Annotated in this window: 20 protein-coding genes; 19 read left to right on the top strand and 1 reads right to left on the bottom strand. The window is 71.9% G+C overall.

What is annotated here, in order from left to right:
* Positions 1–15: 15 nt before the first annotated feature.
* From ACWCXH_RS06195 to ACWCXH_RS06125, 15 genes are all read left to right on the top strand, one after another.
* Entirely contained in the window at positions 16–579 is a 564-nt protein-coding gene (locus ACWCXH_RS06195; RefSeq protein WP_449800141.1) for a cell division protein FtsL, read from the top strand.
* Positions 576–2,771: a penicillin-binding transpeptidase domain-containing protein gene (locus ACWCXH_RS06190; RefSeq protein WP_449800140.1), complete on the top strand. Its 2,196-nt coding sequence runs from the start codon at positions 576–578 to the stop codon at positions 2,769–2,771. Before ACWCXH_RS06195 ends, ACWCXH_RS06190 begins: the two co-directional genes overlap by 4 nt.
* Positions 2,772–2,777: 6 nt before the next feature.
* Positions 2,778–4,430 (top strand): UDP-N-acetylmuramoyl-L-alanyl-D-glutamate--2,6-diaminopimelate ligase, encoded by a 1,653-nt coding sequence (locus ACWCXH_RS06185; RefSeq protein ID WP_449800139.1) that lies wholly within the window; start codon positions 2,778–2,780, stop codon positions 4,428–4,430.
* Positions 4,427–5,830 (top strand): UDP-N-acetylmuramoyl-tripeptide--D-alanyl-D-alanine ligase, encoded by a 1,404-nt coding sequence (locus ACWCXH_RS06180; RefSeq protein ID WP_449800138.1) that lies wholly within the window; start codon positions 4,427–4,429, stop codon positions 5,828–5,830. The genes ACWCXH_RS06185 and ACWCXH_RS06180 overlap by 4 nt, the downstream gene beginning before the upstream one ends.
* Complete coding sequence (gene mraY, locus ACWCXH_RS06175; RefSeq protein ID WP_449800307.1) at positions 5,830–6,891, top strand: phospho-N-acetylmuramoyl-pentapeptide-transferase; 1,062 nt, start codon at positions 5,830–5,832, stop codon at positions 6,889–6,891. The genes ACWCXH_RS06180 and mraY overlap by 1 nt, the downstream gene beginning before the upstream one ends.
* 74 nt (positions 6,892–6,965) lie before the next feature.
* Complete coding sequence (gene murD, locus ACWCXH_RS06170; protein ID WP_449800306.1) at positions 6,966–8,375, top strand: UDP-N-acetylmuramoyl-L-alanine--D-glutamate ligase; 1,410 nt, start codon at positions 6,966–6,968, stop codon at positions 8,373–8,375.
* Positions 8,376–8,449: 74 nt separating this feature from the next.
* Positions 8,450–9,790 (top strand): putative lipid II flippase FtsW, encoded by a 1,341-nt coding sequence (ftsW, locus tag ACWCXH_RS06165; RefSeq protein ID WP_449800137.1) that lies wholly within the window; start codon positions 8,450–8,452, stop codon positions 9,788–9,790.
* Between the two features lie 6 nt (positions 9,791–9,796).
* Positions 9,797–10,903 (top strand): undecaprenyldiphospho-muramoylpentapeptide beta-N-acetylglucosaminyltransferase, encoded by a 1,107-nt coding sequence (gene murG / locus ACWCXH_RS06160; RefSeq protein WP_449800136.1) that lies wholly within the window; start codon positions 9,797–9,799, stop codon positions 10,901–10,903.
* A complete protein-coding gene (locus ACWCXH_RS06155) occupies positions 10,896–11,672 on the top strand; it encodes a cell division protein FtsQ/DivIB (protein WP_449800135.1) in 777 nt (258 codons plus the stop codon). The genes murG and ACWCXH_RS06155 overlap by 8 nt, the downstream gene beginning before the upstream one ends.
* Before the next feature lie 362 nt (positions 11,673–12,034).
* Positions 12,035–13,261, top strand: a complete 1,227-nt coding sequence (ftsZ, locus tag ACWCXH_RS06150; RefSeq protein WP_449800134.1) for a cell division protein FtsZ — start codon at positions 12,035–12,037, stop codon at positions 13,259–13,261.
* Positions 13,258–13,989, top strand: a complete 732-nt coding sequence (gene pgeF / locus ACWCXH_RS06145; protein WP_449800133.1) for a peptidoglycan editing factor PgeF — start codon at positions 13,258–13,260, stop codon at positions 13,987–13,989. Before ftsZ ends, pgeF begins: the two co-directional genes overlap by 4 nt.
* Entirely contained in the window at positions 13,989–14,777 is a 789-nt protein-coding gene (locus ACWCXH_RS06140; RefSeq protein WP_449800132.1) for a YggS family pyridoxal phosphate-dependent enzyme, read from the top strand. Before pgeF ends, ACWCXH_RS06140 begins: the two co-directional genes overlap by 1 nt.
* Before the next feature lie 224 nt (positions 14,778–15,001).
* Positions 15,002–15,607 carry a cell division protein SepF gene (locus ACWCXH_RS06135; protein WP_449800131.1) on the top strand — a complete coding sequence of 202 codons (606 nt, stop codon included), beginning with the start codon at positions 15,002–15,004 and terminating at the stop codon, positions 15,605–15,607.
* 92 nt (positions 15,608–15,699) lie between these two features.
* Positions 15,700–15,981, top strand: a complete 282-nt coding sequence (locus tag ACWCXH_RS06130) for a YggT family protein (protein WP_449800130.1) — start codon at positions 15,700–15,702, stop codon at positions 15,979–15,981.
* A 59-nt stretch (positions 15,982–16,040) separates the two neighbouring features.
* A complete protein-coding gene (locus tag ACWCXH_RS06125; RefSeq protein ID WP_449800129.1) occupies positions 16,041–17,369 on the top strand; it encodes a DivIVA domain-containing protein in 1,329 nt (442 codons plus the stop codon).
* Between the two features lie 268 nt (positions 17,370–17,637).
* Here the strand turns inward: ACWCXH_RS06125 and ileS are convergent, their stop codons facing one another.
* Positions 17,638–20,766, bottom strand: coding sequence for an isoleucine--tRNA ligase (ileS, locus tag ACWCXH_RS06120; protein WP_449800128.1), 3,129 nt, complete (start codon positions 20,764–20,766; stop codon positions 17,638–17,640).
* Positions 20,767–21,453: 687 nt separating this feature from the next.
* Here ileS and ACWCXH_RS06115 point away from each other — a divergent pair.
* From ACWCXH_RS06115 to ACWCXH_RS06100, 4 genes are all read left to right on the top strand, one after another.
* Positions 21,454–21,921, top strand: a complete 468-nt coding sequence (locus ACWCXH_RS06115) for a TraR/DksA family transcriptional regulator (RefSeq protein WP_449800127.1) — start codon at positions 21,454–21,456, stop codon at positions 21,919–21,921.
* A gap of 230 nt (positions 21,922–22,151) precedes the next feature.
* Positions 22,152–22,721, top strand: coding sequence for a signal peptidase II (gene lspA, locus ACWCXH_RS06110; protein WP_449800305.1), 570 nt, complete (start codon positions 22,152–22,154; stop codon positions 22,719–22,721).
* Between the two features lie 78 nt (positions 22,722–22,799).
* Positions 22,800–23,738, top strand: coding sequence for an RluA family pseudouridine synthase (locus ACWCXH_RS06105; RefSeq protein ID WP_449800126.1), 939 nt, complete (start codon positions 22,800–22,802; stop codon positions 23,736–23,738).
* Position 23,739: 1 nt separating this feature from the next.
* Positions 23,740–24,207: a GNAT family N-acetyltransferase gene (locus tag ACWCXH_RS06100; protein WP_449800125.1), complete on the top strand. Its 468-nt coding sequence runs from the start codon at positions 23,740–23,742 to the stop codon at positions 24,205–24,207.
* The last annotated feature ends 64 nt before the right edge of the window (positions 24,208–24,271 follow it).

The raw sequence follows: 24,271 nt of genomic DNA, 5'->3' as shown, positions 1-24,271 counted from the left end.
AGAGCAGTGGGGCCGGTGGCCGGTGGGGTCCGGGCGGGGAGCGGAGCACCCCCGGGGCAGGGCAGGGCGCGGATCACGGTCCGGCCGGGGCGGCGCCCCGTCCGGGGGCGCACGCCTTTCGCCGTCCTGGTGGTGGTCCTGCTGGCGGCGGGGCTGCTCGGGCTGCTGGCGCTGAACACGGCGCTCAACGAGGGCTCCTTCGAGCTGTCCCGGCTGCAGAAGCAGACCACCACGCTGACCGACGAACAGCAGAGCCTCCAGCACCAGATCGACCAGAACTCCGCGCCGGACGCGCTGGCCAGGCGGGCCGCCGAGCTGGGCATGATCCCGGCCGGCGGGATGGCGTTCCTGGACCTGGGCAACGGCGGCAAGGTGCTCGGCAAGCCCGGCCCGGCGCAGGACAGCCCGCCGGTGAAGCGATCGTCGGCCGAGCCGTGGCCGATGAAGCAGCAGCCGTCGCCGAGCTCCCAGCCGAACGCCCCGGCGCCGGCGGCGACGGCCGGCGACTCCGTGGTCCAGATCAACCCGGGCGCTCCGGGCGCACCGGCGGCCTCGCCGACGGGGGGAGCAGGCCGATGAGCACTCCGCGACAGCCGTCGTCCGGTGGCTCGGGAAACCCGCGCCATCCGGCGGCGCCCAAGGGGGCGGCTCCGCGCGGGCAGGCGGCGAAGAAGGCCCAGCCGGCCAAGCCGCAGTCCGGGAAGGCGCAGCCGGCCCGGCCGAAGCAGCCCGCCAAGAGCCAGTCTGCCAAGAGCCAGCCCGCGAAGGCCGCCGCCCGGACCCCGAGGGCCCCGCAGCAGCGCCGCCCCGAGGGCAGGCCGCCGGCCCGTGCCCAGGCGGCGGCCCGGCCGCGTCCCAAGTCCCGTCCGCCGCAGCGCCCCAAGCCGCTGAAGCTGGCCGAGCCGAAGCGCCGGCTGCGGGTGATCACCGTCGTGCTGTCGCTGGTGTTCTCGGTCTTCGCGGGCCGGCTCGTCCAGCTGCAGCTGCTGGACGCCGACGCGCTGGCCGCCGACGCCAACACCAACCGCTACCTCAACATCCCGATCACCGCCGAGCGCGGTTCGATAACGTCCGCCGACGGCGTGGCCCTGGCCGCCACCGTCGACGCGTACGACATCACCGCCGACCCGGCGATGTTCACCCCGGAGGCCACCGGCGTCCCGGACGCCCCCGAGCAGGCGGCGGCGCTGCTGTCGCCGATCATCGGCGTGCCCAAGGAGAAGATCGCCGCCGACCTGCACACCCCCAAGACCCGCTACAAGCGGCTCGCCTCCCAGCAGACCCCGAGCGCGAAGAACCAGATCAGCGAGCTCAAGGCGAGCCTGGAGAAGCAGGCCGGCTCGCGCACCTGCCAGGCCCAGAAGCGGCTGCTCGGCAAGCCCGCCGACCAGGGCGGGCGCACCCGGGTCGACAACGAGTGCGCCAACCCGCTGGCCGGCGTGTTCAACCGGGAGACCCAGAAGCGGGTCTACCCCTCCGACGGCCTGGCCGCCAACCTGGTCGGCTTCGTCAACGGCGAGGGCGAGGGCGCGGGCGGCCTGGAGCTGCAGTACCAGAAGCTGCTGGCGGGCAAGGACGGCCACAACAGCTACGCCCAGGCGGGCGGCCGGCTGGTGCCCACCGCCGGGGGATCGCTGGAGCCCGCCGTGCCCGGCAACGACGTCAAGCTGACCGTCAACCGGGACATCCAGTGGGCCGCGCAGCGGGCGATCACCGACCAGGTGGCCAACTCCGGCGCGGAGAAGGGCTACGTCGTCGTCCAGGACGTGAAGACCGGCCAGGTCCTCGCGATGGCCACCGCGCCCGGCTTCAACCCCAACGACCTGAGCACCGCCAAGCAGTCCCAGCTGGGCAACGCCGCCCTGGGCGACGCGTACGAGCCGGGCAGCACCGCCAAGCTGATGAGCATGGCCGCCGTCCTGGACTCCGGCAAGGCCACCTGGGACACCAAGGTCACCGTCCCCAACCGGCTGGTCCGTGCCGGGCAGCAGTTCAAGGACGACATCGACCACGACACCTGGTACCTGACCCTGGCCGGGGTGCTCGCCAAGTCGTCCAACATCGGCACCATCGAGGCGATCGAGACCCTCGGCGACGGCGACCAGCTGAAGGCCAACCAGGTGCTGGACGGCTACATGCGCAAGTTCGGCGTGGCCCAGCCGACCGGTCTGAACTTCCCCGGTGAGACCGCCGGCAAGCTCAAGAAGCCGGAGGACCTGGTCGCCTCGGAGAAGTACAACATCTCCTTCGGCCAGGGCCCGCTGCAGATGAACGCGCTGCAGGCCACCTCGGTGTACTCGACCATCGCCAACGGCGGCGTCCGGGTGGCGCCCAGCATCGTCCAGGGCGTCACCAGCCCGGACGGCAAGTACACCCCGACCCCGCCGGGCGAGCAGACCCGCGTGGTCAGCGAGCAGACCGCCAAGACCCTCACGCAGATGCTGGAGTCCGTCGTCGACGACGAGCAGGGCACCGGCGGCAAGGCCGCCATCCCCGGCTACCGCGTCGCCGGCAAGACGGGCACCGCCAACCGGGGCGCGGCCAACGGCGTCGGCTACGACGGCTACACCGCCTCCTTCATCGGCTTCGCCCCGGCCGAGGCCCCCCGGGTCACCGTCTCCTGCACCCTCCAGGGCCCGGTCAACGGCCACTTCGGCGGGCAGCTGTGCGGCCCGGTGTTCAAGCAGGTGATGGAGTTCACCCTCAAGACCCTCCAGGTCCCGCCGAGCAACAGCGAGGCGCCCAACCTGCCCGTCGACTGGAAGCCGTGAGCGAGCATGAGCAACGAACGGGCCGCGCTGGACGGCGGCGCGGAACAGGCCCGGTTTGGCCCTGGGCACCCTTCGGCGGATAGCCTTCGCGCCGTGCCGAAACCCGATCAAACCACCGTGAGTCCGCCCCGCCCGGTCCAGACCGCCGTCCTGCCGCTCGCCGAGCTGGCCGACCGGCTGGGCCTGCCGCCCGTCGAGGGCGGCGCCGTCACCGGTGTCACCCACGACTCCCGCGCGGTGCGCCCGGGCGACGTGTACGTGGCCTTCCCGGGCGCCAACCACCACGGCGCGGCCTTCGCAGCCAAGGCCGCCGACGCCGGCGCGGTGGCCGTGCTCACCGACCCGGCGGGCGCCGAGCTGGCGGCCGCCACCGGCCTGCCGCTGCTGGTCGTCGACCGGCCGCGGGCCCGGATGGGCGAGCTGGCCGCGATCGTCTACGGCCACCCGTCCGAGCGGCTGCTGATGATCGGCCTGACCGGCACCAACGGCAAGACCACCACGTCCTACCTGGTCGAGGGCGGTCTGCGCGGCGCCGGGCGCAGCGCCGGGGTGATCGGCACCGTCGAGATGCGGGTCGGCTCCGAGCGGATCAAGAGCGAGCGGACCACCCCCGAGGCCACCGACCTGCACGCGATCCTCGGCGTGATGGCCGAGCGCGGCGCCGACGCGGTGACCATGGAGGTCTCCAGCCACGCCCTCGTCTTCGGCCGCACCGACGGGGTGACCTACGACGTCGCCCTGTTCAACAACCTCACGCCGGAGCACCTCGACTTCCACCCGGACATGGAGGACTACTTCCAGGCGAAGGCCCGGCTCTTCCGGCCCGGCAAGTCCCGCCGCGCGGTGGTCAACGTCGACGACGAGTACGGCCGCCGGCTGGCCGCCGAGGCCGAGATCCCGGTGACCACCTTCTCCGCCACCGGCGCCGCCGGGGCCGACTGGCGCGCGGTCGACGTCCAGCTCGGCCCGGTCGGCTCCACCTTCCGGGTGCTCGGCCCGGACGGCGCCGAGGCCGACGCCTCCGTGCCGCTGCCCGGCCCGTTCAACGTGGCCAACGCGCTCGCGGCGATCACGGTGCTGGTCGCCGCCGGGCTGCCGCTGGACCGGGCCGTCGCCGGCGTCGCGGCCGTGCCGGGCGTGCCCGGCCGGCTGGAGCGGGTGGACGCCGGACAGGCGTTCGTCGCCGTCGTGGACTACGCGCACAAGCCGGACGCCCTCCGGGCCGTCCTCGGCTCGCTGCGCGAGGTCACCAAGGGCCGGCTGCACGTCGTCGTCGGCTGCGGCGGCGACCGCGACCCGCACAAGCGCGGCCCGATGGGCGACATCGCCGCCCGGCTCGCCGACACCGCCCTGCTGACCAGCGACAACCCGCGCAGCGAGGACCCGCTGGCGATCCTCGCCAGCATGCTGACCGGCGCCGCCGCGGTGCCCGAGGCCGAGCGCGGCGACGTCCTGGTCGTCCCCGACCGGGCCGAGGCGATCCGCCTCGCGGTGTCCCGTGCGCACGCCGGCGACACCGTGCTGGTGGCCGGCAAGGGCCACGAACTTGGCCAGTACGTACGAGACGAGATCCGCCCCTTCGACGACCGGGAGGTGCTGCGCGAATCCATCGCGCAGACCACGGCCGCCCGGGGCGACCGAGGAGTAGAGCAGCAGTGATCGCACTGACCCTCGCCGAGGTGGCCGCAGCCGTCGGAGGCACCCTGGACGGCGCCGACCCCGAGACCCCGGTGACCGGCCCGGTCGAGGTCGACTCCCGGAAGGTGCTTCCCGGCGGCCTGTTCGCGGCCTTCGTCGGCGAGCACGTGGACGGCCACGACTACGCGGCCACCGCGATCGAGGCCGGCGCCGTCGCGGTGCTGGCCTCCCGCCCGGTCGGCGTGCCCGCCGTCCTCGTCGACAGCGTCGTGGACGCCCTCGGCAAGCTGGCCCGCGCCGTCGTGGCCCGCGCCGACTCCACCACCGTGGTCGCGCTGACCGGCTCGGCCGGCAAGACCAGCACCAAGGACCTGATCGCCCAGGTGCTCCAGCGCCTCGGCGACACCGTCTACCCGCCCGGCTCGCTCAACAACGAGATCGGCCACCCGATGACCGCGCTGCGGGTCGAGCCCGGCACCCGGCACCTGGTCATGGAGATGGGCGCCCGGCACAAGGGCGACATCGAGTACCTCACCTCCATCACCCCGCCCCGGATCGGCCTGGTGCTGAACGTCGGCACCGCGCACGTCGGCGAGTTCGGCTCGCAGGAGAGGATCGCCGAGGCCAAGGGCGAGCTGGTCGAGGCGCTGCCCGCGGACGGCGCCGCGATCCTCAACGCGGACGACCGCCTGGTCCGCGCGATGGCGGCCCGGACCAGGGCGAAGGTCGTCCTGTTCGGCGAGTCCCCGGACGCCCACGTCCGGGCGACCGACGTTCGCCTGGACGCCACCGGACGGCCATCGTTCACGCTCACCACCCCGGCCGGTTCCGCGCCCGTACAGCTCCGCCTGTACGGTGAGCACCACGTCTCGAACGCCCTCGCCGCCGCCGCGGTGGCGGTGGAGCTCGGGATGTCCGTCGACGACGCCGCGGCAGCCCTGGGCGAGGCGGGTGCGCTGTCCCGCTGGCGCATGGAGGTCGTCGACCGGGCCGATGGTGTCACCGTCGTCAACGACGCCTACAACGCGAACCCCGACTCGATGCGGGCCGCGCTGCGGGCGCTGGTCTCGATGGGGGGCCGCGGCCCGGAGCGCCGCCGCACCTGGGCGGTGCTCGGCGAGATGCGGGAGCTCGGCGAGGACAGCCTGGCCGAGCACGATGCCATCGGGCGGCTCGCGGTGCGGCTGGACGTCACCAAGCTGGTGGCGGTCGGCGGACGCGAGGCGGCCTGCATGGAACTGGGCGCGAGGAACGAAGGTTCGTGGGGTGAGGAGTCGGTGCTGGTGTCCGACGCGGACGCGGCGGTCGAGCTGCTGCGCAGGCAGCTGCTGCCGGGGGATGTGGTCCTGGTGAAGGCGTCCCGTTCGGTGGGGCTGGAGAAGGTGGCCGAGGCCCTCCTCACGGACGGTGCGGCCGAATGATGAAGCAGATCCTCTTCTCCGGCATGATCGGCCTGGTCCTGTCGCTCCTCGGCACCCCGGCGCTGATCAAGTTGCTCGCCAAGCACGGCTACGGCCAGTACATCCGCGACGACGGCCCGAAGGCGCACCACAGCAAGAAGGGCACGCCCACCATGGGCGGCATCGCCTTCATCCTGGCGACGCTCATCGCCTACTTCGCCACCAAGGCGATAACGGGCGAGAGCCCGACCGTCTCCGGGCTGCTGGTGCTGTTCCTGACCGCGGGCCTCGGCCTGGTCGGCTTCCTGGACGACTACATCAAGGTCGTCAAGCGCCGCTCGCTCGGCCTGCGGGCCAAGGCGAAGCTGGCCGGCCAGTCCATCGTCGGCCTCGGCTTCGCCGTCCTCGCGATGCAGTTCCAGGACGACCGCGGGCTCACCCCGGCGTCCCAGAGCCTGTCCTTCGTCCGGGACTTCAAGTGGGCGATCGGCCCGGTGCTGTTCGTCATCTTCGCGTACTTCATGATCGCGGCGATGTCGAACGGCGTGAACCTGACGGACGGCCTGGACGGCCTCGCCACCGGCGCGTCGGTCATGGTCTTCGGCGCCTACACCTTCATCGGCATCTGGGAGTACACCCAGAGCTGCGCCTACGCGATCACCGCGACCGCCAACTGCTACGACGTCCGCGACCCGCTGGACCTCGCCGTCGTCGCCTCCGCCCTGATGGGCTCCTGCTTCGGCTTCCTCTGGTGGAACACCTCGCCCGCCAAGATCTTCATGGGCGACACCGGCTCGCTCGCCCTCGGCGGCGCCCTGGCCGGCCTGGCCATCTGCTCGCGCACCGAGCTCCTGCTCGCGCTGCTCGGCGGCCTCTACGTGATCATCACCCTGTCGGTGATCATCCAGGTCGGGTCCTTCCGGATGACCGGCAAGCGCGTCTTCAAGATGGCACCACTGCAGCACCACTTCGAACTCAAGGGCTGGACCGAGGTCCTGATCGTGGTCCGGTTCTGGATCATCCAGGGCCTCTGCGTCGCCGTCGGCCTCGGCCTGTTCTACGCGGGATGGGTGACCGGATGACCGAGCCCCGGAAGCACGAGCGCTGGGCCGACGACCGCCCGTGGTGCCCCACGGACCCGCCGGAGTGGCCCGGCATGCCGGTGACCGTCGCCGGGCTCGGCGTTTCGGGCATCAGCGCCGCCCGCGTCCTGCACGGCCTCGGTGCCCACGTCACCGTGGTCGACGGGGGCATCGGCGCGGGCCTGCAGGCCCGCGCGGCCGAGCTGGAGGCCCAGGGCATCACCGTGCGCCTCGGGGACGGCGACAGCCTGCCCGAGGGCACCCGGCTGATCGTCACCTCGCCCGGCTGGCCGCCGAGCAGCCCGCTGTTCGCCGCCGCCGGCAAGGCCGGCGTCGAGGTCTGGGGCGACGTCGAGCTCGCCTGGCACCTGCGCAAGCCGCTGCCCGCCACCGGCGAGCCCGCCCCCTGGCTGGCCGTCACCGGCACCAACGGCAAGACCACCACCGTCCAGATGCTCGCCTCGATCCTCACCGCGGCCGGCAAGCGCACCGCCGCCGTCGGCAACGTCGGCGTCTCGGTGCTGGACGCGGTGCTCGCCGAGGAGCCGTACGACGTCCTCGCGGTCGAGCTCTCCAGCTACCAGCTGCACTGGGCGCCCTCGCTGCGCCCGCACTCGGCGGCCGTGCTCAACCTGGCGCCCGACCACCTCGACTGGCACGGCTCGATGGAGGCGTACGCCGAGGACAAGGGCCGGATCTACAACGGCAACGTCGTCGCCTGCGTGTACAACCTGGCCGACCCGGCCACCGAGGAACTGGTCCGCGAGGCCGACGTCGAGGAGGGCTGCCGGGCGATCGGGTTCGGCCTCGGCGCGCCCGGCCCGTCGAACTTCGGCGTCGTGGACGGGCTGCTGGTGGACCGCGCGTTCGTGCCCGACCGGGCCAAGAACGCCGCCGAGCTGGGCTCCGTCGGGGACGTCAACCCGCCGGCCCCGCACAACGTCACCAACGCGCTCGCGGCGGCGGCGCTGGCCCGGGCCTACGGGGTCGAGCCGAAGGCCGTCCGGGAGGGCCTGCGCGCCTTCCGTCCGGACGCCCACCGGATCGCCGAGGTCGCCGTGGTCGACGGGGTCACCTACATCGACGACTCCAAGGCCACCAACACCCACGCCGCCGCGGCCTCGCTGGCCGCCTACCGGCCGATCGTCTGGATCGCCGGCGGCCTCGCCAAGGGCGCGACCTTCGACGACCTCGTCCAGGGCGCGGCCGAGCGGCTGCGGGCCGCCGTGCTGATCGGCGAGGACCGTGCGCTGATCAGGGAGGCGCTCGCCCGACACGCGCCGGATGTCCCGGTGATCGAGGCGGCCGAGGGCCACACTGGCGCGGTGGCGATGGCCGAGGTCGTCCGGACGGCCGCGTCGCTGGCCCAGCCGGGTGACACGGTGCTCCTGGCCCCGGCCTGCGCCTCGATGGACATGTTCACCGACTACGGCGAGCGCGGCGACCTCTTCGCCGCCTCCGTCCGGGAGCTGGCGGACGGGTAGCCGGGCCCGGCGAGGGCGTCCGTACGAAGAGAGCGAGCGGGGAGTTGGCGGGGCAGGGCAGGGCGGATTCGGGCGTGCGGGAGCAGGCCGCGGCCGATCCGTGGCGCGTGATCTCCGCCACCACCACGAAGTACAAGTCGGCCGGTCCACTGGGCCGCCTGAGCGCCTTCCGCGCCCGGGTGCGGTACTGGCTGGACCGGCCGCTGACGCCCTACCTGCTGATCGTCGGCACCACCCTGCTGCTGGTGGTGCTCGGCCTGATGATGGTCTTCTCGGCCTCGCAGATCCTGGCCCTGAACCAGCACCACACCGCGCAGTTCTACTTCCTCAAACAGCTGATCGCGGCCATCCTCGGCCTCGTCCTGCTGGTCGGGATCGCCGCCGTCCCGGTGGCGGTGCTGCGGGTGGTCGTCTACCCGGTGATGTTCGGTGTCATCGGCGCGCTCGCGCTGGTCGCCGTGCCCGGAGTCGGGGTGCGGATCAACGGCAACCAGAACTGGCTGGACTTCGGGTTCTTCCAGTTCCAGCCCTCCGAGTTCGCGAAGTTCGCGCTCGTGCTCTGGGGCGCCGACCTGCTCGCCCGCAAGCAGAAGGCCGGCACCCTCACCTCCTGGAAGCACCTGCTCGTGCCGCTCGTGCCGGGCGCCCTGCTGCTGCTCGCGCTGATCATGCTCGGCGGCGACATGGGCACCTCGATGATCCTGGTGGCCATGCTGTTCGCGCTGCTCTGGATGGTCGGCGCGCCACTGCGGCTGTTCGTGGCCACCCTCGGCGTGGCCGTCGTCGTCTGCACCGCCCTGGTGATCACCGTCCCGCACCGGGCGGAGCGCCTGGGCTGCATCGGGATCACCAAGCTCGACCCGGACGGCGCCTGCTTCCAGGCCCTGCACGGCGTCTACTCGTTCGCCCTCGGCGGCGGCTTCGGCACCGGCCTCGGCGCCGGCGTCGAGAAGTGGGGCCAGCTGCCCGAGGCGCACACCGACTTCATCTTCGCCGCGACCGGCGAGGAACTCGGTCTGGTGGGGACGCTGTCGGTGATCGGTCTCTTCGCGGCACTAGGCTACGCGGGTATCCGTGTGGCCATCGGTACGAAGGACCCCTTCGTCAGGTATGCCGCGGGAGCCGCCACCACGTGGATCACGGCGCAGGCCGTGATCAACCTGGGGTCGGCGCTGGGACTGCTGCCCATCGCGGGCGTCCCGCTCCCGCTGTTCTCCTACGGCGGTTCCGCCATGCTGTCGGCCATGTGCGCGATCGGGGTGCTGCTCTGCCTGGCACGCAGCACCTCCGGCGCGAAGGCGGCCCTGGCCGCCCGGAGCAAGAATTCCCGGATCAGGAGACAACTGGCCCGGGTGCTGCCACGACGACGAACCACAGCGCGCCCGGCCCCGGGCCCGGCGCGCAGGGAGCGGTGAATTTCGGTGCATGTCGTACTCGCCGGCGGGGGGACCGCCGGTCACATCGAGCCGGCCATGGCCCTCGCGGACGCCCTTCGCAGGCACGACCCGTCCATCGGGATCACCGCCCTGGGCACCGAGCGCGGTCTGGAGACCCGGCTGGTGCCCGAGCGCGGCTACCAGCTGGAGCTCATCCCGGCCGTCCCGCTGCCCCGCAAGCCCACCCCCGAGCTGATCACCGTCCCGGGCCGGCTGCGCGGCACCGTCCGGGCCGCCCAGGAGATCATCGAGCGGGTCAACGCCGATGCCGTGGTCGGCTTCGGCGGCTACGTCGCCATGCCCGCCTATCTGGCGGCCAAGCGCGCCGGCGTGCCGATCGTGGTGCACGAGGCCAACGCCCGCCCGGGCCTGGCCAACAAGATCGGCGCCCGCTACACCGACTTCGTCGCCGTCTCCACCCCGGACAGCAAGCTGCGCGACTCCCGGTACATCGGCATCCCGCTGCGCCGCACGATCGCGACCCTGGACCGCAACGCGGCCCGCCCGGAGGCACGCCAGTACTTCGGCCTCGACCAGCGACTGCCCACCCTGCTCGTCTCGGGCGGCTCCCAGGGCGCGCGGCGGCTCAACGAGACCGTCACCGCGATCGCCCCGCGCCTCCAGCAGTACGGGGTGCAGATCCTGCACGCCGTCGGCCCGAAGAACGAGCTGCCGCAGGTGAACGACATCCCGGGGATGCCGCCGTACCGCCCGGTGCCGTACGTCGACCGGATGGACCTCGCCTACGCCGCGGCCGACCTGATGCTCTGCCGGGCCGGCGCCATGACGGTGGCCGAGCTGGCGGCCGTCGGCCTGCCCGCCGCGTTCGTCCCGCTGCCGATCGGCAACGGCGAGCAGCGGCTGAACGCCCAGCCGATGGTCAAGGCGGGCGGCGGTCTGCTGGTGGACGACGCCGACCTGACCCCGGACTGGGTGCTGCAGAACGTGCTGCCGGTGCTCACCGACCCGCAGAAGCTGTGGGACATGAGCCGGGCCGCTGCCGAGTTCGGCCGCCGGGACGCCGACGAGCTGCTGGTCGGCATGGTCTACGAGGCCATCGAGGCGTCCCGCGGCGGCCGCCGCCGTGGCTGACGGCCGGCTCGCCGACCCGCTGGAGGACGAGCTGGAGGCCGAGGAGCGCGCTCCCCGGCTCCGGCTCTCCCGGCGGGGCATCGTGGTGCTGGGCGTGCTCGGTGCCGCGGTGGTCGGCGTGCTGGCCTGGGTGGTCTTCTTCTCCTCGGTCCTGGACGTGCGGAACGTCGCCGTGCAGGGGGTCACCGACGACAGGCTGACGGCGGACCAGGTCCGCGAGGCGATCGGCGGGCTCGGCGACGGCCCGTTGGCCCGGGTGGACCTGGACGCCGCCCAGCAGCGGGTCGAGGCGATCCCGCGGGTGGCCAGGGCCGAGGTCTGGCGGGGCTGGCCGCACACGCTCCAGGTCAAGGTCACCCAGCGCAAGGCGGTCGCCGCCGTCAAGGGCGACGACGGCCGGTTCACGCAGGTGGACACCGGCGGCGTGAGCTTCGCCACCGAGGCGGCTCCGCCCCCGGGGGTGCCGGTGGTGGAACTGCGGCTCAGTCAGCAGGCGAAGGACGCGAACGGGGTGATCTCCCGTGCGCAGCTGGTGCAGGGCGCGGTGGAAGTGGCCGCCGGGCTGCCGTCGGACGTCGCCCAGCGGGCGGGGGCGCTGCTCGTGCACTCGTACGACGACATCGAACTGCAGCTCAGCGGGGGTGCGACGGTGCGCTGGGGGAGCCCGGAGCAGAGCGACCGGAAGGCCCGGGTGCTGGTGGCCCTGCTGAATCAGAAGGGCGCGAATTACGACGTGAGTGCGCCGGACGCGCCGGCGGTGTCGGGATGATCCGGTAGGTTCTGTGCCTGAGGGTGGGGTTGACGCCTTGGAGTGTCGGCCCGACCCTTGGTGGTCACCCCGGTTTCATATGCCGGTCGATGATCACATAGGCTCAAAAGAAAAAGGGAAGCTCGGCGTGTTCGTTGAAACGCGTGCCCGGAGCCACCTAGTGTCCTGTGTCACCAGACTGTGCCGCCTGGTGATGTGACGGAGGCACAGGACTAACCCTAAAGGTCAAGTTTAGGGTTGGGGTCGGTGGTCGGCATTTCGGACATTGCGTCAGAAACCAGGCTCCCTACCCATCGACATCCGTCGGTACGGCTCTCATCGGGCCACGCCGACCCGGAAATTCGAGGCGAGAGGCCTTCGACGTGGCAGCACCGCAGAACTACCTCGCAGTCATCAAGGTCGTCGGTATCGGCGGCGGTGGTGTCAACGCCATCAACCGGATGATCGAGGTCGGTCTCAAGGGCGTCGAGTTCATCGCGATCAACACCGATGCGCAGGCCCTCCTCATGAGCGACGCCGACGTCAAGCTCGATGTGGGCCGTGAACTCACCCGGGGCCTCGGCGCCGGCGCCAACCCCGAGGTCGGCCGCAAGGCCGCCGAGGACCACCGCGAGGAGATCGAGGAGGTCCTCAAGGGGGCCGACATGGTCTTCGTCACCGCGGGCGAGGGTGGTGGCACGGGCACGGGCGGCGCGCCCGTCGTCGCCAACATCGCCCGCTCGCTCGGCGCGCTCACCATCGGCGTGGTCACCCGCCCCTTCACCTTCGAGGGTCGGCGCCGTGCCAACCAGGCCGAGGACGGCATCGCGAGCCTGCGCGAAGAGGTCGACACCCTCATCGTCATCCCCAACGACCGGCTGCTGTCCATCTCGGACCGCCAGGTCAGCGTTCTCGACGCGTTCCGCTCGGCCGACCAGGTCCTGCTCTCCGGTGTCCAGGGCATCACCGACCTGATCACCACCCCGGGTCTGATCAACCTCGACTTCGCCGACGTCAAGTCCGTCATGTCGGACGCCGGTTCGGCGCTCATGGGCATCGGCTCGGCCCGCGGCGAGGACCGCGCCAAGGCGGCGGCCGTGATGGCGATCTCCTCGCCGCTGCTCGAGGCCTCGATCGACGGCGCCCGTGGCGTGCTGCTCTCCATCTCCGGCGGCTCGGACCTCGGCCTGTTCGAGATCAACGAGTCGGCCCAGCTGGTCAGCGAGGCCGCGCACCCCGAGGCCAACATCATCTTCGGCGCGGTCATCGACGACGCGCTCGGCGACGAGGTGCGGGTCACCGTCATCGCGGCCGGCTTCGACGGCGGGCAGCCGCCGGCCATCGTCCGCGACCCGGTCGTCAAGTCCACCCCCGCCACGCCGGCCACGCCGTCGGCCGCCCCGGAGCGCCCGGCCTCCCGGCCGTCGTACGGGGGTATCGGCTCGGTGACGTCCCGCTCCGAGGGGGACGCCCCGGTCGCGCCGGCCCGCTCGGCCGAGACCCCGGTCACCACGACCGCGGCCCCGGTGCCGCCGCAGGTGCAGCCGGCCCGGCAGCCGTTCGTGGAGAGCCCGGCCGAGGAGCTCGACGTGCCGGATTTCCTTAAGTGATCGATCAAGCGGTACGCGACGGTGCTCACTTCGCCTTCACCGACCGGTGGGGCGGGGTGAGCACTTCGCCGTACGGGGAGCTGAACCTCGGCGGCGCGGTGGGGGACGACCCTCGGGCCGTCCGGGAGAACCGGGCGCTGGCCGCCCGTGAGCTCGGGCTGAACCCGGCCGACGTGGTCTGGATGAACCAGGTGCACGGCGCCGACGTGGCCGTGGTGAGGGAGCGCCAGCCGACGGGGCAGGCCCCGACGGTCGACGCGGTGGTCACCGACCGGCCGTTCGCGCTCGCGGTGCTGACCGCCGACTGCACGCCGGTGCTGCTGGCCGACCCGGTGGCGGGCGTGGTGGGCGCGGCCCACGCGGGACGGCCCGGCCTCGCGGCCGGGGTGGTCCCCGCGGTCGTCCGGGCGATGACGGAACTGGGCGCCGAGCCCGGCCGGATCGTCGCCGCCACCGGCCCCGCGGTGTGCGGCCGCTGCTACGAGGTGCCGGCCGAACTGCGTGCCGAGGTCGCCGCGGTGGTGCCCGCCGCCTTCGCCGAGACGTCCTGGGGGACACCGGCCCTGGACGTGCCGGAAGGAGTGGTGGCCCAGCTGGCCGCTGCGGGGGTCACCGAGGTGCTGCGATCATCTGTCTGCACCCTCGAATCCGCTGATCACTACTCCTATCGCCGCGAGCGGCGCACGGGCCGGCTCGCGAGCTACGTCTGGTTGGGCTCTGATCACTGATGACGAACGACATCTACGGGCCGTTCCCGGGAAGCGCCGAATTCACGGCGGCGCTGACGGAGGGCCAGCGGGCCCGCTACGAGGAACTCGGCACCAACCTCGACGTGGTCGAGCGCCGGATCGTCGACGCGTGCGCCGCGGCCGGGCGGGACCGGAGCGAGGTCACCCTGATCGTCGTCACCAAGACCTATCCGGCGGAGGACTCCGCGCTGCTGGCCGCGCTGGGTGTGACGGACGTCGCGGAGAACCGCGACCAGGACGCCGCACCCAAGGCGGAGCAGTGCAGAAACCTTCCTCTCGACTGGCACTTCGTCGGACAGCTCCAGACCAACAAGGTCCGGTCGGTCGTCCGGTACGCGAACTACGTGCACTCGGTGGACCGGCTGCGGTTGGTCGAGTCGCTCTCCGCGGCGGTGCTCAGGTCCGAGCGACCGGAGCTGGGTTGCCTGGTGCAGGTGGCGCTGGACAAGGAGCACGGGGAGGGTGAGCACCGGGCCGGCGTCTCCCCGGCGGACGTCGCCGAGCTGACCGACGCCATCGCCGACACGCCCGGGCTGCGGCTGGACGGTGTGATGACGGTCGCTCCGCTGGCCGGTCCGCTCGCCGGGGACCCGGTCCGGGCCTTCGATCGGCTGGCGGAAATCGCAACCGCCGTACGGACGGCCCATCCTGCTGCCACCATGGTCTCCGCAGGGATGAGTGGCGACCTTGAGCAGGCCATTGCCGCCGGAGCGACACACGTGCGCGTCGGAACGGCGGTACTCGGAGTGAGGTCACCCCTCAGGTAACGTCACCGAGTAAGTAGATCAGACTGCAGGACAAAATAGGACAGAAACTAGCAGCTTTCAGCACGCTAGTGAACCGTGGATCGCAGCTCCGCGGCTACCGCCACTAATTCACGAAATCTGACCATCCGTCGACCTGACGGGCTGTCGCGGGCGGACCGTCGCGGAATCCGCAGGCAGGGCGAGTGGCCCTGGCCGCCGAACCACCGAGCGGAGGAGACAGGAGCATGGCCGGCGCGATGCGCAAGATGGCGGTCTACCTCGGCCTCGTGGAGGACGAGACGTACGACGGCCAGGGGTACGACCCCGACGACGACTACGACGCGGACCCCGAGCCGATTCGAACGGGGGCGGTGCGGACGGAGGACATTCCCCGGCCTGCCGCGGCACCCGCCCCGGTCTCCTCGATCACCCCGCAGCCGGTGCCGGCGGCGGTCCCGATCCGGCAGGAGGCCCCGAGGATGGCCCCAGTGTCGTCCATCACACCCGAACGCCGCCACAACCTGGAGAAGAGCGCCCCGGTGATCATGCCGAAGGTAGTGAACGAACGAGAGCCCTACCGCATCACCACGCTGCACCCGCGGACCTACAACGAGGCCCGTACCATCGGGGAACAGTTCCGCGGAGGGACCCCGGTGATCATGAATCTCACCGAGATGGACGACACTGATGCGAAGCGACTCGTAGACTTCGCGGCTGGACTCGTCTTCGGTCTGCACGGCAGTATCGAGCGCGTGACGCAGAAGGTGTTCCTGCTGTCTCCTGCTAACGTCGATGTCACGGCGGAGGACAAGGCTCGGATCGCCGAGGGTGGGTTCTTCAACCAGAGCTGACCCGGCCACGACTTTACGTGTGGATCTGATCAACAGTGGGTTAGCGACAGGCGGTGGGCCCCAGGGCCCGGGATCGGGGAGAGGGAGGCGCGATGGAGATCGTGTGGGCGGTGGCCTACTACGCCCTGACCGTCTTCCTGGTGTTCCTGCTTGTGCGGCTGGTGATGGACTGGGTCTTCCAGTTCGCGCGTTCGTGGCGGCCCGGCAGGGCCATGGTCCTGGTCCTGGAGGCCACGTACACTGTCACGGATCCGCCGCTCAAGCTTCTTCGGCGGTTCATCCCGCCGTTGCGTCTCGGGGGCGTGGCGCTCGACCTGTCGTTCTTCGTACTGATGATCATTGTGTTTGTCCTGAGATCGCTTGTGCACTCCTAGTCGTAGGTGAGCGATGCGACAGGATGCCGGTGTGCCGACGATCACGTTGAGGTGAAGAGATGCCATTGACCCCCGAGGACGTTCGGAACAAGCAGTTCACGACCGTCCGCCTGCGTGAAGGCTATGACGAGGACGAGGTCGATGCCTTCCTCGACGAGGTCGAGGCGGAGCTGACCCGCCTCCTGCGGGAGAACGAGGACCTGCGGGCCAAGCTGGCCGCCGCGACTCGTGCCGCTGCGCAGAACCAGGCCAACATGCGGAAGGAACCGCCGCAGGACGCCCGTCCCGGTGCTCCCGTTCCGGCCGCCATATCCGGCCCGCCGATCCCCGGCCAGCAGGGCCCGGGCGGCCCGCAGCAGATGGGCCCCGGTGGTCCCCAGCAGATGGGCCCCGGCGGTCCGCAGCAGCAGATGGGCAACCAGCCCCTCGGCCTGCCCTCCGGCGCTCCGCAGCTCCCGCCCGGCCCCGGCCCGCAGCAGATGGGCGGCCCGCAGCAGCAGATGAACCAGACCATGGGCGGCCAGCAGCAGCTGGTCCAGCCGATGGGCGGCCAGATGCTCCAGCCCATGGGCGGCCCCGGTGGCCCGCAGCAGATGGGCAACCCGATGGGCCAGGGCATGGGCCAGCAGCAGATGCAGCCGATGGGCGGCCCCATGGGCGGCCCGCAGCAGATGGGCGGCCCGCTCGGCGGCCCGATGCAGCAGCAGGGCCCCGGCGGCGACAGTGCCGCGCGTGTGCTGGCGCTCGCTCAGCAGACCGCCGACCAGGCGATCTCCGAGGCCCGGTCCGAGGCCAACAAGATCGTCGGCGAGGCGCGCAGCCGGGCCGAGGGTCTGGAGCGCGACGCCCGGGCCAAGGCCGACGCCCTGGAGCGGGACGCGCAGGAGAAGCACCGCGTCGCGATGGGCTCGCTGGAGTCCGCGCGGGCGACGCTGGAGCGCAAGGTCGAGGACCTGCGGGCGTTCGAGCGTGAGTACCGGACGCGCCTGAAGTCGTACCTGGAGACCCAGCTCCGTCAGCTGGAGTCGCAGGCCGACGACTCGCTCGCTCCGCCGCGGATCCCCGCCACCGCGTCGCTGCCGCCGGCGGCCTCGTCGATGGCTCCGGCCGGTGCCGGTGCGATGAGCAGTGGGCCGAGCTTCGGTGGGAACCAGCCGTCGTTCGGTGGGAACTCGCCGTCCTTCGGCGGGCAGAGCTCCTTCGGCGGGAACTCGCCGGCGCCGAGCTTCGGCGGGCAGTCGAACGGTGGCAGCACCGGGGCACCGCAGATGCAGCCGGCCGGGATGACCCAGCCGATGGCGGCCGTCCGACCGCAGCCGCCGCAGCCGATGCAGCAGGCTCCGGCGCCGATGCGGGGCTTCCTGATCGACGAGGACGGCGACAACTGAGGTTGTAGCAGGGCCTTCGGGGGCGTCCCCTTTCCGACCTTCGGGTTGGGGAGGGGGCGCCTTTTTGTGTGAGGTCAGGGCGGGGACGGGGGCGAATGGGGGGTGGGGGATCGGGCGTGAGATTGAAGGGCTTCCGCTGCGCGCAGTTCTCCGCGCCCCTTTCGGGGCGTGGGAGCCGAGAAGAGGGAGAGGGGCGCGGGGGAGCGGGGAGGGAAAGGCGCAGCCGCCGCCAGCCCTTGTGGGTGGCGGCGGCTGCGCGGGGTTGGGGTCAGGCCTTGCGGAGTTGGAAGGCGAGGCCGAGGGAGTCGTCGGTGAAGGCGGGGGAGTTCCAGTCGGCGGCGCCGGCGGCGAAGTCGGTGGCGAGGACCTCTTCGGCGACGAGGGGGCCGTGTTCGGCGATGGCCTCGGCCGTCTCGTCGGAGGTGGCGCGCCAGCGGAGGACGATGCGGTCGGCGACGTCCAGGCCGGAGTTCTTCCGGGCCTCCTGGATCTGGCGGATGGCGTCGCGGGCGATGCCGAGCCGCCTGAGCTCCGGGGTGATGGCCAGGTCGAGGGCGACGGTGGCGCCGGACTCGTTGGCGACGGCCCAGCCCTCGCGCGGGGTCTCGGTGATGATCACCTCGTCAGGAGAGAGGGTGATCGTCTCGTCGTTCAGTTCGACGGAGGTGGTGCCCGAGGCGCGCAGGTCGGCGGCGAGCCGGGCGGCGTCCGAGGCGGCGACCGCCTTGGCGACGTCCTGGACGCCCTTGCCGAAGCGCTTGCCCAGCGCGCGGAAGTTGGCCTTGGCGCTCGTGTCGACCAGTGAGCCGCCGACTTCGGCGAGCGACTCCAGGGCGGAGACGTTGAGCTCCTCGGCGATCTGCGCACGCAGGTCGGCGGGCAGCTCCTCCCAGCCCTGGGCGGCGATCAGTGCGCGGGACAGCGGCTGACGGGTCTTCACGCCGGACTCGGCGCGGGTGGCCCGGCCGAGCTCGACCAGGCGGCGGACCAGCGCCATGTGCCGGGAGAGGTCGGAGTCGATCAGCGTCTCGTCCGCCACCGGCCAGGTGGCCAGGTGCACCGAGGCCGGGGCGTCCGGGGCGACCGGGACGACCAGGTCCTGCCAGACCTGCTCGGTGATGAACGGGGTGAGCGGGGCCATCAGGCGGGTGACCGTCTCCAGTGCCTCGTGCAGGGTGGCGAGCGCGGCGGCGTCGCCCTGCCAGAAGCGGCGGCGGCCGCGGCGGACGTACCAGTTGGAGAGGTCGTCGACGAACGCGGACAGCAGCTTGCCGGCGCGCTGGGTGTCGTACGCCTCGAACGCCGCGTCGACCTCGCGGATCAGGGTGTTCAGCTCGGAGAGCACCCAGCGATCCAGCTGCGGGCGGTCGGCGGGGGCCGGGTCGCTCGCGGAGGGGGCCCAGTCGGTGGTGCGGGCGTAGAGGGCCTGGAAGGCGACGGTGTTCCAGTAGGTGAGGAGGGTCTTGCGGACCACCTCCTGGATCGTGCCGTGGCCGACCCGGCGGGCCGACCAGGGCGAGCCGCCGGCCGCCATGAACCAGCGGACCGCGTCGGCGCCGTGCTGGTCCATGAGCGGGATCGGCTGCAGGATGTTGCCCAGGTGCTTGGACATCTTGCGGCCGTCCTCGGCCAGGATGTGGCCCAGGCAGACGACGTTCTCGTAGCTGTTCTTGTCGAACACCAGGGTGCCGACCGCCATCAGCGTGTAGAACCAGCCGCGGGTCTGGTCGATCGCCTCGGAGATGAACTGCGCCGGGTAGCGCTTCTCGAACAGCTCCTTGTTCTGGTACGGGTAGCCGTACTGCGCGAACGGCATCGAGCCCGAGTCGTACCAGGCGTCGATCACCTCGGGCACCCGGGTCGAGGTGCCGCCGCACCGGCGGCAGGCGAAGGTGACCGCGTCGATGTACGGGCGGTGCGGGTCGAGGCCGCTCTGGTCGGTGCCGGTGAGCTCGGTCAGCTCCGCCAGCGAGCCGACGCAGGTGAGGTGGCCCTCCTCGCAGCGCCAGATCGGCAGCGGGGTGCCCCAGTAGCGGTTGCGGCTGAGCGCCCAGTCGATGTTGTTGTTCAGCCAGTCGCCGAAGCGGCCGTGCTTGACCGTCTCCGGGAACCAGTTGGTGGCCTCGTTCTCGCGGATCAGCGCGTCCTTGACGGCGGTGGTCCGGATGTACCACGAGGGCTGCGCGTAGTAGAGCAGCGCGGTGTGGCAGCGCCAGCAGTGCGGGTAGCTGTGCTCGTACGCCACGTGGCGGAAGAGCAGGCCGCGCTCCTTGAGGTCCGCGACCAGAGCCTCGTCGGCCTTCTTGAAGAACTGGCCGCCGACCAGCGGGACCTCGGGCGCGAAGGTGCCGTCGGCGAGCACCGGGTTGACCACCGGCAGGCCGTACTTGCGACAGGTCGCGAGGTCGTCGGCGCCGAAGGCGGGGGCCTGGTGGACGATGCCGGTGCCGTCCTCGGTGGTGACGTAGTCGGCGGTGAGGACGAAGTGGGCGCCCTCGATGTCGACCAGCTCGAACGGGCGCCGGTAGGACCAGCGCTCCATCTCGGCGCCGGTGAACGACTCGCCGGTGGTCTCCCAGCCCTCGCCGAGGGCCTTGGCGACCAGCGGCTCGGCGACGACCAGTTGCTCGGTGCCGTCGGTGGCCACCACGTAGGTGACGTCCGGGTGCACGGCGACGGCGGTGTTGGAGACCAGGGTCCACGGGGTGGTGGTCCAGGCGAGCAGTGCCGCCCGGCCGGCCAGCGGGCCGCCGGTCAGCGGGAAGCGGACGTACACCGAGGGGTCGACGACCGTCTCGTAGCCCTGGGCCAGCTCGTGGTCGGACAGGCCGGTGCCGCAGCGCGGGCACCAGGGGGCGACCCGGTGGTCCTGGACCAGCAGGCCCTTGTCGAAGATCTGCTTGAGCGACCACCACACGGACTGGACGTACGACGGATCCATCGTCCGGTAGGCCTCGTCGAGGTCCACCCAGTACCCCATGCGGGTCGTCAGCTCGGTGAACGCGTCGGTGTGGCGGGTCACCGACTCGCGGCACTTGGCGTTGAACTCGGCGATGCCGTAGGCCTCGATGTCCTGCTTGCCGGAGAAGCCCAGCTCCTTCTCGACGGCCAGCTCGACCGGCAGGCCGTGGCAGTCCCAGCCGGCCTTGCGGGCGACGTGGAAGCCCTTCATCGTCCGGTAGCGCGGGAAGACGTCCTTGAAGACGCGGGCCTCGATGTGGTGGGCGCCGGGCATGCCGTTGGCGGTCGGCGGGCCCTCGTAGAAGACCCACTCGGGGCGGCCCTCGGACTGCTCCAGGCTGCGCTGGAAGATCTTGTTGTCCTGCCAGAAGGACAGGATCCGGTGCTCCAGGGCAGGGAGGTCCACCTGTGCGGGGACGGAATTGTAGGTAGTCATCGCGGGCGTCAAACCTCCGGCGGATGTGGACGGGATCCGACGGAGGGACGAGACGGCGAGCCGCCCCGCGGTACCACCCTCCTTGGCCGCGGTGCTGCGTGCGGCCCTCTTGTTTGGGCTTGCTGCCGGGTCTAGTGGGCTGCTGCGGGCTCCGCATCGGCCGTTCTTCCGGCGGCTCCGGGGTGATCTTCCCGTCGTGCACACCCCCGGGCTCGCACCGTCCCCGGGTCGCTGGTGGCTGCGTACGTCGGTACTCGTCCCATCTGCGCCTTGCAGGCCCAGTGTATCGGCTGCCGCAAGTCGGTTTCGTCCGGCGAGGGGCGGGCGTGGCCCGGTGGCGGAGGGCGGCGCGGGGTTCGCGGGGTGCGCCGAGGGGCGGGTCGCGGGTGCTTCCGGGGGGCGCGTCGCGGGGTGGTTAGGAGGGGGTGTTCTGGGCACATGTCTGGTCAGCGCGAGGGGCGTGGCGGTTGGGGCGGCTGCCTGGGTGGGATCATGGTGGGGCGTCGGTATGTCATGTTGTGACCGGTTTTGATCGGGATTATCGTTCCGGCACTGGAAGCCGCCGGGAACCGGCGGCTCGATTCGTTCGTAGATGGGGTCGAAGCCATGGCTGAGAAGGCAATCGGCGCGGGTACCGCCACCAAGCGGGCACGCAAGGCCGTGGCGGCCGATCCAGGGGAGGGGACCGTGACCACTACCGCACGGCAGAACACCAGCACCGACACCGTCACCGTGCTGCGCGGGGCCGAATCCGTGGACCCGGCCACGCTGCCGGTCCGCCCGGGCGAGGAGCCGTGGACCTCGGAGGAGGTCCACGAACTGCACAACGAGCTGATCAGCGAGCTGGAGCGGCTGCAGAACGAGATCGGCGCGGCCGAGGCCGCCATCTCCGGCCTGATGCGCGACTCCAACGACGGAGCCGGCGACGACCAGGTGGACGCCGGTACGAAGAACATCTCGCGGGAGAGCGAGCTCGCCCTCGCCAACAACGCCCGGGACAGCCTCGCCCAGACCGAGCACGCCCTCGCCCGGCTGGAGGGCGTCGGCTTCGGCGTCTGCGAGTCCTGCGGGCAGGCCATCGGCAAGGCCCGGATGCAGGCCTTCCCCCGGGCCACGCTCTGCGTGCAGTGCAAGGCCAAGCAGGAACGCCGCTGAGCGGCGGAGAACGGAAGGCCGGGTGGCGGCGGGCCGATCAGTCGGCCGACCGACGCGGCGCCGGGGGGCGGGCTTGCCGTACGCTCGACCCCGTAACGTCGCCTGGGACATCCGCCCGTGGGTGTGGTCAGGCCGGCACCGGCCCATCGGCAGCGGAGCGGATCATCAGTACGCAAGGTTCCCCCCAGACCCGGGACGACGCCGTCCCGAAGACCGCCGATGCCGTGGAGGTGGCTGTGGTCGACCCTGTCGAGCCGGCCACCGCGGACGGTGCCACGGGGGCGGAGAAGTCCAGGGGGCCGCGCCGGATCGGCGTCCTGCTGGTCGTCGCCGTGCTCGCCTTCCTGGTCGACCTCGGCAGCAAGCTGCTGGTGGTCGCCCGGCTGGAGAACCACGCGGCGATCAAGGTCATCGGCGACGTCGTCACCTTCCAGGTGATCCGCAACTCCGGTGCCGCGTTCGGCATGGGCCAGGCGCTCACCGTCGTCTTCACCATGATCGCCTCCGCCGTCATCGTCGTGATCTGGCGGATCGCCCGCAGGCTGTACAGCCTGCCGTGGGCGATCGCGCTCGGGCTGCTGCTGGGCGGGGCCCTCGGCAACCTCACCGACCGGCTGTTCCGCGCGCCCGAGGTCTTCCGCGGACACGTCGTGGACTTCATCTCCGTGCAGCACTTCGCGGTCTTCAACCTCGCCGACTCGGCGATCGTGTGCGGCGGGATCCTGGTCGTGCTGCTGTCGTTCCGCGGGAGCAACCCGGACGGGACCGTGCACCAGCAGGCGGAGAAGACGGAGAAGTAGGGGCGCGAACGCCGGGGGAACGGGGGAGCCGGGAGGGACGGCGGAAGGTGGGAGCCGCCTTCCGGCATACTCGTACGGGTGAGTACCGCAGCGCAGATCCGCAGCCTCCCCGTACCCGACGGCCTGGAGGGCGAGCGCCTCGACGCCGCCCTCGCCCGGATGTTCGGCTTTTCCCGGACCAAGGCCGCCGAGTTGGCCGCCGACGGCAAGGTGACGCTCGACGGCACCGTGGCCGGCAAGTCGGACCGGGTGACCGCCGGCTCCTGGCTGGAGGTCGAGATCCCCGCCCCCGCCGCCCCGGTCCAGATCGTCGCCGAGCCGGTCGACGGCATGCGGATCGTCCACGAGGACGAGGACATCGTGCTCGTCGACAAGCCCGTCGGCGTCGCCGCGCACCCGAGCCCCGGGTGGACCGGCCCCACCGTGATCGGCGGCCTCGCCGCGGCCGGCTACCGGATCTCCACCTCCGGCGCGGCCGAGCGGCAGGGCATCGTGCACCGGCTCGACGTCGGCACCTCGGGCCTGATGGTCGTGGCCAAGTCGGAGCGCGCGTACACCGATCTGAAGCGGCAGTTCCACGACCGCGTCACCGCGAAGCGCTACCACACGCTCGTCCAGGGGCACCCGGACCCGCTGAGCGGGACCGTCGACGCGCCGATCGGGCGGCACCCCAGCTCGGACTGGAAGTGGGCGGTCACGCGGGAGGGCAAGCCGTCCGTCACGCACTACGACCTGATCGAGGCCTACCGGGCCGCCTCGCTGCTCGACGTCAAGCTGGAGACCGGCCGCACCCACCAGATCCGGGTGCACATGTCCGCGCTGCGGCACCCGTGCGTGGGCGACCTCACCTACGGCGCCGACCCGACGCTCGCCAAGCGACTGGGGCTGACCCGGCAGTGGCTGCACGCCGTCTCGCTCGGGTTCGAGCACCCGGCGGACGGGCAGTGGGTGGAGTTCTCCAGCGAGTACCCGGCGGACCTGCGGAAGGCGCTCGACATCATCGCGGCGGAGAGCTGAGATGGCGGCAGCGGTCGGGATCCGGGTCGCGGAGAGCGTCGCGGACCTGGACCTGGCGCGGGCGGTCCGGCGGGAGGTGTTCGTCGTCGAGCAGAACGTGCCGGAGGAGCTGGAGTACGACGCGTACGACGCCACGTCGGTGCACCTGCTGGCGGTCGGGGCGGACGGCACTGCGCTCGGGACCGGGCGGCTGATCCACGGGGACGCTGCGCTGGAGCTCACCGGCGGTGTCCCGGGGCGGGCGCTGCTGGGGCGGCTCGCGGTGGTGAAGGCTGCCCGGGGGACCGGGCTGGGGGTCTCGCTGGTGCGGGCGATCGAGGCGGCGGGGGTCGAGCGCGGAGCGGTCGAGCTGGAGCTGCACGCGCAGGTCCAGGCGCTCGGGTTCTACGAGCGGCTGGGGTACGCGGCGGAGGGGCCGGTGTATGACGATGCCGGGATTCCGCACCGGACGATGACGCGAGTGCTGTAGGCCCTTCGGGAGCCGTGGGGACCGCTGGGAGCGGGGCTGCGGCGTGGTGGGCGGCTGGTCGCGC

Source organism: Kitasatospora sp. NPDC001660 (assembly GCF_053596725.1).
This window is presented reverse-complemented; position numbering and strand designations above follow the sequence as displayed.